This window comes from Rhodoferax ferrireducens (genome assembly GCF_003347515.1).
Classification (GTDB): Bacteria; Pseudomonadota; Gammaproteobacteria; order Burkholderiales; family Burkholderiaceae_C; genus Rhodoferax.
Genome location: NZ_QEII01000274.1, coordinates 1 through 12,765, shown reverse-complemented (window position 1 = coordinate 12,765; position 12,765 = coordinate 1). Strand labels below are relative to the sequence as shown.

Below are 12,765 nucleotides of genomic sequence, written 5' to 3'. Positions count from 1 at the left end.
ACAACCAACTAAAGTCGAGGACAGCATGACCGAATTCAAAGATATCCTTTATGAGGTGGGCACAAACGCTGTGCGCATCACCATCAATCGGCCCGAGGTTTTCAATGCGTTTCGTTCGCAAACCATTGAAGAACTCATTCTCGCGTTTCGCCGAGCCGACGAAGAAAAATCCGTCAACACCGTGATCTTTACGGGTGCTGGAGAAAAAGCTTTCTGTACTGGCGGTGATCAAAAGGTACACCTCTCAGAAGATGGCCTCTATGGACCGCGTGGCATGGTTGGACTTCCTATTGAGGAAATGCAAAGTGCCATACGCGACTGCCGCAAGGTGGTCATTGCGCGAGTGCAGGGTTTTGCAATTGGTGGCGGCAACGTGTTTGCCACTATCTGCGATCTGACTATCGCTTCAGAGAAAGCGCAATTCGGTCAGGTGGGCCCCAAAGTGGGGTCGGTCGATCCTGGCTTTGGTACAGCCTATCTGGCGCGAATTGTTGGTGAAAAGCGAGCGCGTGAAATCTGGTTTACGTGCCGCCGTTTGCCTGCCCAGGAAGCGTGCGAGTGGGGTCTTGTTAACAAAGTGGTGCCGCACGATCAGTTGGATGCTGAATGCGAAAGCTGGGCCGCGGGCATCAATGAAATGAGCCCAACCGCACTGGCCATTGCCAAGCGCTCGTTCAATGCAGACAGCGAAAATATTCGCGGCATCAGCTTTATGGGTGTCGCCGCTGTCAAGGGCTACTACCAAAGCGAGGAATCGAAGGAAGGCGTGCGCGCCTTCAACGAAAAGCGGAAACCCGACTTCAAAAAGTACGCCGGCTAAGCCGCTGGCCAGCAGAAAACATAACAGGAGACAAACATCATGTGGCTTCATGCAGATATCACATCGTTACCGGACATTGTCCGCCACCATGCACGGACAACGCCTGACAAGACCGCTCTGATTGAAGGTGGCCACAGGATGACTTTTCGCGAGCTCGACCAGTCGAGCAATCGGCTGGCACAGGCCGTTACCCGGCTGGGTGCCGGACCCGATTCAGTAGTCGCCTTTATTGGCAAAAACTCGATTCCGTTCTTCGAGATCCTGTTCGGCGTCAACAAAGCGGGGGGCACCATGCTGCCCTTGAACTGGCGGCTGGTACCGGCCGAACTTATTCCTATCGTGGATGACGCGCAACCGGCACTGGTGTTTGTCGACAAGGAATTCATGCCCTTAATGGAAGCGGTCCTCAAGGGTGTCGCCAAGCCTTTCAAAGTCGTTGCTTTAGATTCAACCGCCGTCGGCGACAGCGGCCTGGCCGCTTGGTGCAGCGATGCGCCGAACGTTGACCCTGGCCTGCCCGAAGACCCGCGTTCGATTGCCTTGCTGATGTACACATCGGGAACCACCGGGAAGGCCAAGGGGGTCGAGATGTCGCACCAAGGCATCAGCTACATGCGCCTGTGCGAGAGCCTGGAGCCCGTGTACCAATGGCATGATGACGATGTTCTGCTGATGGTGATGCCCAACTTCCACCTACTCGGCGCGAGCCTTCCGGTGCAATCGCTGTACCACGGTTCAACCGTGTCTATTCTGCATACCCTTGAGCCGGGGAAATTGCTCAGCGCGATCGCGCACGACCGGCCAAGCATCCTTGTGCTGGCACCCACCGTGATCCAGATGGTGTTGGACCATCCCGCAGCCAAAAGTACTGATTTCTCTTCGGTTCGACTGACCATGTACGCCGGGTCACCCATCAATGCGCAATTGCTCAAGCGCGCCATGATCGAAATGAAGGGCAAGTTCATGCAGTTCTACGGCGCCACCGAGAGCCTGGGGGCCATCACAATTCTGCGCCCGGACCAGCATGACCTGAACCATGAGGAAAAGCTGAAGTCCTGCGGCACCCCGTTGCCCCTGATTGAACTGAGAATCGACGATGGCACGGGACATGCGCTGCCTGATGGCGAGATCGGCGAATTCGTAATCCGCTCACCGGCGATGTTTACGAGTTATCGCAACCAGCCTGAAGCCACCGCTGCCGTATTGCAACGCGGCTGGTACCGCACCGGTGACGCCGGCTTCCGCGACAAGGACGGCCTTCTCTACATCGTGGACCGGGTCAAGGACATGATTGTCAGTGGCGGCGAAAACGTCTATTCCGCCGAGGTGGAACAGGCGATACAGAAGCATCCCGCAGTCGCCATGTCGGCCGTGATCGGAGCGCCCGATCAACGCTGGGGCGAGAAGGTCGTGGCCGTGATCGTGCTGAAAACAGGCTGCACGGCGACTGCCGAGGAAATTAGCCAGCACTGCCGGGGCCTGATCGCCGGGTACAAAGTACCGAAAGAAATTCGTTTCGCCGACTCTTTGCCTATCAGCCCGACGGGCAAGATCCTCAAGCGTCTGCTGCGCCAGGCCAGTTGACGAAGACCAGCGTAATCGCCGTCTTTCGACGGTTTTAGTCAGGAGTCATAATTTTGAATACGCAGATCTACAGTAGCCTGGAATCAGACGGGATACTGTTAGCCACCATCGACATGCCCGGGCGCTCGATGAATGTTTTTTCGGTCGAGTTAATGGACGCGCTGGAAGCATTGATGACGCGCGTCGAATCCGACCCGGCCGTACGCAGCGTTGTACTAACCTCGGGTAAAACGTCCTTTCTGGCAGGGGCCGATTTAGTCATGGTTCGCGGCTACACCGAGAGCGCTCACACGCTCAATGCCGACCAGATGGTCGAGTTGTGCGGTCGTCTTGGGCGCCAGTTCGTGCGTCTCGAAGCATCGGTAAAACCTTGGGTTGCGGCGGTCAATGGCACCGCGCTGGGCGGTGGTCTGGAACTGGCCATGGCCTGCCGCGCGCGTCTGGTCAGCGACAACCCGCGTTCGTTGCTGGGGCTGCCGGAGGCCCGCTGGGGACTGCTGCCAGGGGCTGGCGGCACGCAACGCCTGCCCCGGCTGGTAGGCTTTGAAGCCGGATTGGAGTTGCTGCTGAGTGCCCGCGCCATGAATCCAAAGGAGGCTATTGAACGCGGTGTCTTCGAGCGCGCCGTCCCGGCAGATCGGCTGCTCGACGAAGCACGGGCTCTGGCGCGCCGTCTGCAAGGCGAGTCTTTTAATCCGGCAAGCAAGTTTGCGCACCTGGCCCAGGAGGATGTGCCAATTCACACGCCCGAAACCGTGCAGGCCCTGGCGCGTCGATTCGGCGTGAGCGATGCCGATTTTCGTGACTACCCGGCTTATGAAACCATCATCGACTGCGTGCTGCTCGGCGCTCGCCAACCGCTGGCGGAGGCCAGCGCCATTGAGATGCGCCAGTTTCTGCGGCTGATGTTCAATCCCGTCGCGGGCAACATGGTGCGCACATTGTTTTTGAGCCGCCAACGCGCTGATCGCGAGTTGGAGGCACCTTGGGACCTGCGCATCACGCATGTCACCTTGGGCCCGTTGTCCCCCGAGCATGGGCTCTGGGAGCAGGCGCTGGCCAAGAGTCGCCTGCCGCTGCATAACGACATGTCATTGCCACCTGGCGCCATGATCATCACTGATTCTCGCGGCGCCTCGCACGATATCCGCATTGGGACACTGAGCACTGAACCGCCCAAAGGCAACAGTTCGACGGCTCAAGCCTTGTTGACGTCACCCGCTGCGAATGGCTGCGTGCTGGAAATTCTCACTGCCACACAGCCAACAGCGCAAGCACTCGCGGCGTTGGCCGTTCGCCTCGGCGGCGCCCTGCCCTACCGCAGCGGCGACGGCTTCAGCGTGCTGCAGCGCCTGGCCCGCGCGGGTCGGGAATCTCCCGATGCCCAGTCCCTGGAGGCCCTGCGGCTGCTGGTCAGCGGTGCGGCGACGCAGGCCGACACGCTTGATGTCGTGGCTTGTGCGGCCGATCTCAGCCCGAGCTGGACGGGTGGACCACTCACCTACTTGTGGACCCACAGGACACGGCTTGAACCGCAGTTCGACAACATTCTCCGTACCGCCTGGCCCCGCGTGGAGCCTCTATTGCGCGCGGCCTGCTCATGATTGCCCCCCATTTCAAGGGCTACACCACCGCATCGTCCAAAGTCCGGGTGGATGCATGGCGTGTCAAGCTTTTTTGCCAAGCCATTGGCGAAACCAATCCGATTCATTGGGATGAAACTGCCGCCCGCGCGGCGGGCTATCGGGCTTGCCCAATTCCACCCACTTTCCTGAAGGCACTGGAAAGCGAGCATTGCAGCAGTGCAGCGCTGTTGCAGGTGCTCATGGTCTCGATGGGCAAGGTACTGCACGCCGAGCAAAGCTTTGACTACGCCCGGCCGGTGTACGTGGGCGATGAAGTCGAAATCACCCGCACCATCACCGACCTGTACGACAAGCGGGAGGGAACGATGAGTTTCATCGTCGTTCAGACTCATTACCGGGTCGAAGGGATTGAGGTTGGTACCAGCGTGCAAACCATCCTCATCCGTAACCAGGAGATGGCAGCCGCATGAGCACTTCGCCCTTCCCCGCTTCAATTGAACTTTCATGTGGTCCGGTCACTGCGGTCGATCTGGCACTGTACGCTGCCGCTTCCGGTGATCACAACCCGCTCCATCTGGATGATGCTGTGGCCCGCACCGCCGGCTTTGACCGACCGGTGGTGCACGGCATGCTGACCATGGCCTATGTAGGACGCCTTTTCACCCAGAGGTTCGGCTGTAACGCATTGCTGGCTCTGAACACCCGCTTCATCGGTGTGGCCAAGCGTGGCGACAACATATTGCTCCACGCACAGCTCAGTGAATGTGACGGCAAGACTGCACAGTACAGATTGCGCGGCTGTACCGAGTCTGGCGCCGAAATTGTTTCAGGCAGCGCGCGTGTCCGCCTTCCACCGAGAGCCAACGCAACCAAGACCGCCCTATGAGCCATCCGTTACAGCGCCTGAGTGACGCCATCAAACCCGGCAATCGGGTATTTGTGTCAACGATGAGCGCGGAATCAGCGCTGCTGGCCGAGGAGTTGCGTGGCGACCCCGAGCGTGCGCGCGACGTCAACTTCATGGGCGTGCAGTTCCCGGGCATCGACACCATCGACTACCTCAGCCTGCACCCCGAATCCCGGCTAGCGGCCTTCTTCATGTCGCCCGCCGTGCGCAGCGGTTTGAAAGAAGGCCGGGCCGCGCTGCATGGTGTGGACTACCTCGGCATTGCACACACGCTGCGCCATGGCCCGCCCGTGGATCTGGCGATTGCGCAAGTCAGTCCGCCCGATGCGCAAGGTCGTTGCAGCATTGGCTTGAGCAGCGACTTCCTGCCGCTGGTCTGGAACCGAGCCAAACAGCGCATTGCCCATATCAACCCGCTGATGCCGCGCACCCAGGGCTCGTTCAGCGTCAACATGAGCGAACTGGACGGCTGGGTGGAGGCCGAACGGCCCTTGTTGACTTACAAGGAACCGGTCATGGGCGAGATTGACCTGCGCATCGCCGCCCAGGCCGCCAGCCTGGTGCGCGATGGTGACACGCTGCAATTCGGCATGGGGACGGTCCCGCTTGCGCTGGGTCAGGCACTGTCCCAGCACCGACGCCTGAAAATTCATGCCGGCATGGTGACGCAGGTGGTGCAACGCCTGCACGAGGCCGGTGCGCTGGACCCGGACGCCCGCATCACCACCGGCGTCGCCTTGGGCGACACCCGCTTTTATGACTTCGTCGCGCAGCATGAAAACCTGTGGTTCACCGATGTCAGCCAGACCCATAACGTCGCGGCTATCGCGCGCATCCCCCGCTTCGTTGCGGTGAATGCGGCGGTTGAAGTCGATTTATTCGGCCAGGTCAACTCGGAGCGCATGGGCGGTGTGCTGCAAGCTGGCGCGGGAGGCCTACCGGCATTTGCACAAGGCGCGCTCAACTCGGAAGGGGGACGTCTGCTGATCTGCTTGCGAGCCACCGCAGCCCGTGGCGCGATCTCACGCATTGTGCCGGCGCTGGATGCACAGGCCCTGTGCACCCTGCCCGGCTACATGGCTGATGCGGTCATCACCGAACACGGTATTGCCGAATTACGCGGTCGCAGCATGGAACAACGCGCACAGGCGCTGATCGGCATTGCTGAGCCCTCGCACCGTGCGGCCTTGCTGGCCGCCTGGGAACAGCAACGCGCCAGGCTCTGAGCACTGGCGCTCAACTCAATCCTCGGCAATGCGAATCAGCCGCTTGCCCAGGTTGTCGCCCCGGTACAGTCCGGCGATCGCGCCCGGCGCGTGCTCGATCCCGACCTGGATGTCTTCCAGGTAGCTCAGGTGACCTTCTCGAATCCACTGCGCCAGATCACGGTACGCACCTTCGTAGTGCTCCGGATGATCAAATATGACGAACCCCTGCATTTGAGCCCGCTTCACCAGCAGATGGCGCTCGACCCGCGGGCCGAGGGGGATCGGATCCCAACTGGCAATTGAGGCGGTGCCACAGATGATCACCCGTGCGCCGCGATTCAAGTGCGTCATCACGGCGTCGCTGATAGGGCCGGCGGTATTGTCGTAATAGATATCGACACCGCCAGCGCAGACTTCCGCCAGTCGGTTCTCGAAGTCGGCGGCCTTGTAATCGACCGCCGCATCGAAGCCGAACTGATCGAGGCACAAGCGCCGCTTGGTCTCTCCGCCCGTGATGCCGATCGTTCGGCACCCCTTGAGCTTGGCAATTTGACCCACGCAGGAGCCGACCGAACCAGCTGCCGTCGAAACCACAACCGTTTCACCTTCACGCGGGCGACCGATTTGCAATAGGCCATAGTGTGCTGTCACGCCGTTGATGCCCAACACGCCCAGCGCCGTGGAAAGCGGCAAGTCGCGCTCAACGATCTGGCGCTGAATATCCGAAGCCACGACCAGCGCATAGTCCTGCCAGCCAAACATGCCCGTCACCCAGGCGCCCACCGGCACCGCCGGATCGCGGGAAGCCAGCACACGCCCGGCGGTGAAAGAACGCATCACGCCACCCAGCGGCACCGGCTCGCTGTAGTTTCCGACCGTACTCAGCCAGCCGCGCATGGCGGGTTCAACCGACAAAAAGACGTTGCGCACCAGCACCTGCCCTTCCACCAATTCGGGCACTGGCACTTCGGTGATTTCAAAATTATCTGCCTGCGGTATGGCTGAAGGACGGCTGCGCAAGCGCACCTGACGGTTGATTAAATTGTTCATTGCGAATTCCGATGAAGGTTTTTACCTAGTTGCACGATTAAATAGCTATGATATATTACACATGTGTACCATGCACAGGCACACTCTACATCATTGATAAAATTTCAAAGGAGCCAACAATGGCAGGGCTTTGGTTTAAAGAGTTCAGTATTGACCAGTCATTCGAACACGAAATACGCCGCACCGTCACGGAAGCGGACAACATGTGGTTTAGCAATGCCACCTACAACCCGGCAGCCATCCATATCGATGCAGAGTACTGCAAGACAACCGAGTTTGGTCGCCCGCTGGTCAACAGCATTTTTACGCTGGGCCTGGTGATCGGCCTGTCGGTGCAAGATACGACGCTGGGAACGACCGTGGCCAACCTCGGCATGACCGACGTGCGCTTTACACACCCCGTTTTCGCCGGAGACACGATCCGATCACGCACCACCGTCAAGGACATGCGCGATAGCAAGTCAAGGTCCAATGCGGGCATCGTGACTTTCTTGCACCAAGGCTTCAACCAGCGTGATGAGGAAGTCTGTACCTGCACCCGTCAGGCCCTGATGCTCAAGCAGGCCGCGGCATGAAACTGCGCTCCATGCTTTTCGTGCCTGCCGACAGCGAGCGCAAGCTGGACAAGGCGCTGGGCAGCCCGGCCGACGCGTTAATCCTGGATCTCGAAGACGCCGTGGCTTCAAGCCGCAAGATCGAGGCCCGTAACGCCGCGGCAAGCTTCATCGCCACCCAAGCCAACAGTCTGCAGTCCAGACTGTTTGTACGCATCAACCCGCTCGATTCCGGCATGGCCATGGAGGACCTGGCCGCCGTGGTCGTCCCGGGCCTGGCGGGCATCATGCTGCCCAAGACGAACAGTGCGTCCGACGTGATTCGCCTGGGCTATTGCCTTGATGCGCTGGAGGCGCGTGCGGGCATGGTGGCCGGCAGCGTGCGCATCGTGCCAGTCGCCACAGAAACCGCGCCAGCCATGCTGAATATGCAAAGCTTCGCCGGTCCGGTGTCAAGACTGGTGGGTATCACCTGGGGCGCGGAAGACCTGTCCGCCGCCATTGGGGCGATTTCCAACCGGGAAGAAGATGGCACCCTGTCCCCGCTGTACTCACTGGCCAACTCGATGTGCCTGTGTGCCGCAGCAGCCACAGGAACAGCAGCGATTGACACCCTTTACGCAGATTTCCGGGATAACGCGGGTTTGGCGGCCTCCTGCCGGATCTCGCGCCGACGCGGCTTTCGCGGCCGGATCGCCATCCACCCGGATCAGGTCGTCACGATCAATGAAGCGTTTTCCCCGTCCGAGGTGGAGCTGGTCCACGCGCGGCGCATCGTCGATGCCTTCGCGGCCCAGCCCGATGTCGGCACGCTCAGCATCGACGGCGTCATGGTCGACAAACCCCACTTGACACAAGCATTGCGCACATTGGGCCTGAGCGGCTCGTGCAAACCCACGGAGCAATAACATGGATTTTTCAATCACAGAAGATCACCGGGCGATACGCGATGGTGTCAGTGCCGTCGTCCGCTCGTTCGATGACGAATACTGGCTGGCGCGAGACGAAGACGGCGAATTCCCGCGCGAATTCCACAAAGCCATGGCCGATGCCGGCTGGCTGGGTATTACCATGCCAACCGAATACGGCGGCGCCGGCCTGGGCGTCACCGAAGCCTGTATCATGATGCATGAAGTGGGCAGCCACGGCGGTGGCATGACGGCCACCTCATCGGTCCATATCAACCTGTTCGGCCCGCATCCCATCGTCGTTTGTGGTACCCCCGATCAGCGCCAACGCTGGCTGCCGCGCCTGATCGAGGGCAAGGACCAATGCTGCTTTGGCTTCACCGAGCCGGATGCGGGCCTGAACACAACAGCCATCAAGACCTTTGCCGAAAAGGTGCCGGGCGGCTATGTGGTGCATGGCCAAAAGGTATGGACGTCAACGGCGCAGGTAGCGAACAAGATCATGCTACTCACGCGCACCACCAAGCTTGAAGACTGCAAGAAGCCGACGGACGGCATCACGATCTTTTATACCGACCTGGACCGGTCCAAGATCGAGGTTCGCCGAATTCCCAAGATGGGTCGCAAGGCGGTAGACTCCAATGCAATCTTCATCGACGGTTTGTTCATCCCCGACGCCGACCGCATTGGCGAGGAAGGCAAAGGCTTTAGCTACATCCTGCACAGCCTGAATCCGGAACGCCTGCTCATCGCTTCTGAAGCCGTCGCCATTGGCCAGGACGCACTGCGGCGAGCCACCCAATACGCCAAAGACCGCGTCGTCTTCGACCGCCCCATCGGCATGAACCAAGGCATCCAGCATCCGCTCGCAGAGCGCTGGATGGATCTGGAAGCAGCCTGGGCGATGACGATGAAAGGGGCTTGGTTGTATGACCAGCATCAACCCTGCGGCGCCGAAGCCAACACGGCCAAGTTTCTCGGTGCGCGCGCCGGACATGCTGCGGCGCAGCAATCCGTCTTCACTCTCGGGGGCTTTGGCTATGCCAAGGAATACCACGTCGAACGGCTGCTGCGCGAAGTGACGATCACCCGCATTGCCCCCATTACTGAACAGCTGATCTTGTGCTTTATTGCTGAGAAGGTGCTGGGCCTGCCCAAGTCTTACTGACCACAATCACAAGGGAAATCATGTTTAAACGAACACTCTTCAACGAAGATCACGAAGCCTTCCGCAACACGGTTCGTCGCTTTATCGAAAAAGAAATAACACCCTACCATGCACAGTGGGAACACGATGGCATTGTGCCGCGTGAACTTTGGCTCAAGGCGGGATCCGCAGGCATGTTGTGCTGCACAGTGCCCGAGGAATATGGTGGCCTGGGTGTGGACTATTTGTTCGATGTCGTCGTCTTCGAAGAAATGGCCCGATCCGGCCACACCGGCCCAGGCTTTCTGATCCATTGCGATTTGGTGGCAACCTACGTCAAGGCATTCGGCAGCGAAGCGCAGAAGAAGCAGTGGTTGCCAAGAATGGTCAGTGGCGAGGCCATCGGCTCGCTGGGCATGACCGAGCCGCATGCCGGCAGTGACCTCAAGGCCATCCGAACCAGGGCAGTGCGCGACGGTGACGACTACCTGATTTCCGGTCAGAAAGTGTTCATCTCCAACGGCCAGTTGTGCGATGTCATTGTGCTGGCGACCAAGACCGATTTGACCGCTGGGGCCAAAGGTGTGACGCTGTTCCTGGTAGACACCAGCTTGCCGGGATTCCGACGCGGGAAGAATCTGGAAAAACTGGGCATGAAGGGCCAGGACACCTCTGAACTTTTCTTCGACGAGGTGCGGGTCCCGGCTTCGGCCATGCTCGGCGAAGAGGGCAAGGGCTTCGAATTGATGATGACCAAACTGGCGCAAGAGCGACTGGCGCAAGCCATCCGCTCAGCCACCGTCGCGGAAACCGTGATTGACTATACGGTCGCTTACACCGCTGAGCGCAAGGCATTTGGCCAGACCATCGGCGATTTTCAGAATACCCAGTTCAAGCTGGCGGAAATGAAGACGGAAGCCGTCATCGGTCGCCAATTCACCGACAAGTGCATCGAAAACTTCATGAAGGGCGAACTCGACGCGATCGACGCGGCGATGGCCAAAATGTGGCTGAGTACGCTGCACTGCAAGGTGGTTGACGAGTGTCTGCAGCTGTTCGGTGGCTGGGGCTACATGTGGGAATACCCCATTTCACGCGCTTACGCAGATGCTCGTATCGTCAAAATCGCGGGTGGCTCGATCGAGGTGATGAAGCTCATCATCGGCCGCAAGCTGTTTGCCGATTACCGGGCCAACGGTCAAACTGCTTAACCCACATTCGCCAACTGCGGACTAACCGCACTTACAAATGGAATCGCATATGAACACAAATACCCCGCGCGGCGCGATGCGCCCTGATGCACTGCAAGGAAAACGTATCCTGATCACGGGCGGTGGCACCGGCCTGGGTAAGGAACTGGCTCGCGCGTTCAGCGCACAGGGTGCCGCCGTCCATATCTGCGGCCGCCGCCAGGGCGTCCTGGATGAGACCGTCGCCGAACTGCAACTCAGCGCAGCGCATGGTGGCTCGATCGAGAGTCACATTTGCGATGTGCGCGAGGCCGAGCAGATCGAGGCCATGGTGGAAAAAATATGGCAAGGCGGCCCGCTCACTGGGTTGGTCAACAACGCCGCCGCCAATTTCATTTCGCCTTCGATCGACATCAGTCCGCGCGGTTTCGCCGCCGTGCGTTCCACCGTGATGGACGGCGCCCTGTTCTCCACCCTGGCCTGCGGCCGGCGCTGGATTGAACAAGGCCTGCCAGGCTCTGTGGTCAGTATGCTGGTGACCTGGGTGTGGACCGGTTCGGCCTACGTCTTGCCGTCGGTGATGGCCAAGACTGCGGTTCACGCCATGACGATGTCATTGGCTGTTGAATGGGGAAAGAACAACATTCGCGTCAATGCCGTCGCCCCGGGGCCCTTTCCTACGGAAGGCGCATGGGAAAAACTGGCCCCGATTCCAAAGGCCAATGTCGGCGCCGCATCAGCCGATGAAGTGCCAATGCAACGTTTCGGTCGCATGGCCGAACTGTGCAATCTACTCACCTTCCTGCAGGCCGATGGGTGTGAGTACCTGACCGGCCAGAACATCGCCATCGACGGTGGCCATCACCTGGCCGCGCCAAGTACCTTCGCCGCGCTGGGCAAACTGACGCCCGAGGATTGGGCTGAGGCCAAGTCACTCGTCCGTGGGCGTGCCGAGCAGGAGAAGGCGCAACGTAGCGCTGGCTAAGCAGATGACCATCAAATAATGGCTAATCATTCATCACTCTATAGGAGCATTCATACATGAAAGTCCTGGTCGCAGTCAAGCGCGTGGTGGACTACAACGTGAAGGTCCGCGTCAAGTCGGACAACACCGGTGTAGACATCGCCAACGTCAAAATGAGCATGAACCCCTTTGATGAAATCGCCATCGAAGAAGCCGTGCGCCTGAAGGAAAAAGGCGTGGTCACCGAGATCATTGCCGTATCCGCAGGCGTCACCCAGTGCCAGGAAACCCTGCGTACCGCCATGGCCATTGGCGCTGACCGCGCCATCCTGGTTGAAACCGCCGTTGAACTGCAGCCGCTGGCGGTGGCCAAGCTGCTCAAAGCGCTGGTGGACAAGGAGCAGCCCGGCCTGATCATTCTGGGCAAGCAGGCCATCGATGACGACTGCAACCAGACCGGCCAGATGCTGGCGGCCCTGGCGGATCTGCCGCAAGCCACCTTCGCCAGCAAGGTTGAAGTCGCTGACGGCAAAGTCTCCGTCACGCGCGAAGTCGACGGCGGCCTGGAAACCCTCTCTTTGAGCCTGCCGGCGGTGATCACCGCCGACCTGCGCCTGAACGAGCCGCGCTATGTCACCTTGCCCAACATCATGAAGGCCAAGAAAAAGCAGCTGGAGATCTTCAAGCCCGAAGACCTGGGTGTCGACGTGACGCCGCGCATCAAGACCCTCAAGGTCAGCGAGCCGCCCAAACGCAGCGCCGGCATCAAGGTGCCCGACGTCGCCACCTTGGTGGACAAACTCAAGAACGAAGCCAAGGTCATCTGAGGAGCACAAACATGACATCA

At 59.7% G+C, this 12,765-nt stretch carries 13 protein-coding genes; 12 read left to right on the top strand and 1 reads right to left on the bottom strand.

Annotation, left to right across the window (positions count from 1 at the left end; genetic code table 11):
• Positions 1-25: 25 nt before the first annotated feature.
• Genes C5P05_RS14405 through C5P05_RS14380 form a run of 6 tightly spaced genes read left to right on the top strand, consistent with a single transcriptional unit; the run spans position 26 to position 6,123 of the window.
• Positions 26-820, top strand: a complete 795-nt coding sequence (locus tag C5P05_RS14405; protein ID WP_114970547.1) for an enoyl-CoA hydratase-related protein — start codon at positions 26-28, stop codon at positions 818-820.
• 39 nt (positions 821-859) lie between these two features.
• Positions 860-2,404, top strand: coding sequence for a long-chain-fatty-acid--CoA ligase (locus tag C5P05_RS14400; protein ID WP_114970546.1), 1,545 nt, complete (start codon positions 860-862; stop codon positions 2,402-2,404).
• 53 nt (positions 2,405-2,457) lie between these two features.
• On the top strand, positions 2,458-4,008 hold the full coding sequence (locus C5P05_RS14395; RefSeq protein WP_114970545.1) for an enoyl-CoA hydratase-related protein: 1,551 nt from the start codon (positions 2,458-2,460) through the stop codon (positions 4,006-4,008).
• A complete protein-coding gene (locus C5P05_RS14390; protein ID WP_114970544.1) occupies positions 4,005-4,460 on the top strand; it encodes a MaoC family dehydratase N-terminal domain-containing protein in 456 nt (151 codons plus the stop codon). Before C5P05_RS14395 ends, C5P05_RS14390 begins: the two co-directional genes overlap by 4 nt.
• A complete protein-coding gene (locus C5P05_RS14385) occupies positions 4,457-4,876 on the top strand; it encodes a MaoC family dehydratase (RefSeq protein ID WP_114970543.1) in 420 nt (139 codons plus the stop codon). The genes C5P05_RS14390 and C5P05_RS14385 overlap by 4 nt, the downstream gene beginning before the upstream one ends.
• Positions 4,873-6,123, top strand: coding sequence for an acetyl-CoA hydrolase/transferase family protein (locus C5P05_RS14380; RefSeq protein WP_114970542.1), 1,251 nt, complete (start codon positions 4,873-4,875; stop codon positions 6,121-6,123). Before C5P05_RS14385 ends, C5P05_RS14380 begins: the two co-directional genes overlap by 4 nt.
• Before the next feature lie 15 nt (positions 6,124-6,138).
• Here the strand turns inward: C5P05_RS14380 and C5P05_RS14375 are convergent, their stop codons facing one another.
• The gene (locus C5P05_RS14375; protein WP_114970541.1) at positions 6,139-7,155 is read right to left on the bottom strand and encodes an NADP-dependent oxidoreductase; all 1,017 of its coding nucleotides are present in this window, start codon (positions 7,153-7,155) and stop codon (positions 6,139-6,141) included.
• 119 nt (positions 7,156-7,274) lie between these two features.
• Here C5P05_RS14375 and C5P05_RS14370 point away from each other — a divergent pair, with 119 nt between their 5' ends.
• The 6 genes from C5P05_RS14370 to C5P05_RS14345 are packed head-to-tail and all read left to right on the top strand — an operon-like array spanning position 7,275 to position 12,745.
• Entirely contained in the window at positions 7,275-7,730 is a 456-nt protein-coding gene (locus C5P05_RS14370; RefSeq protein WP_114970540.1) for a MaoC family dehydratase, read from the top strand.
• Positions 7,727-8,617: an HpcH/HpaI aldolase/citrate lyase family protein gene (locus tag C5P05_RS14365; RefSeq protein WP_114970539.1), complete on the top strand. Its 891-nt coding sequence runs from the start codon at positions 7,727-7,729 to the stop codon at positions 8,615-8,617. Before C5P05_RS14370 ends, C5P05_RS14365 begins: the two co-directional genes overlap by 4 nt.
• A 1-nt stretch (position 8,618) precedes the next feature.
• Positions 8,619-9,785, top strand: a complete 1,167-nt coding sequence (locus C5P05_RS14360) for an acyl-CoA dehydrogenase family protein (protein ID WP_114970538.1) — start codon at positions 8,619-8,621, stop codon at positions 9,783-9,785.
• Between the two features lie 20 nt (positions 9,786-9,805).
• Entirely contained in the window at positions 9,806-10,975 is a 1,170-nt protein-coding gene (locus C5P05_RS14355; protein WP_114970537.1) for an acyl-CoA dehydrogenase family protein, read from the top strand.
• A gap of 49 nt (positions 10,976-11,024) precedes the next feature.
• The gene (locus C5P05_RS14350; RefSeq protein ID WP_114970536.1) at positions 11,025-11,939 is read left to right on the top strand and encodes an SDR family oxidoreductase; all 915 of its coding nucleotides are present in this window, start codon (positions 11,025-11,027) and stop codon (positions 11,937-11,939) included.
• A 56-nt stretch (positions 11,940-11,995) separates the two neighbouring features.
• Entirely contained in the window at positions 11,996-12,745 is a 750-nt protein-coding gene (locus C5P05_RS14345) for an electron transfer flavoprotein subunit beta/FixA family protein (RefSeq protein WP_114970535.1), read from the top strand.
• Positions 12,746-12,765 lie beyond the last annotated feature (20 nt).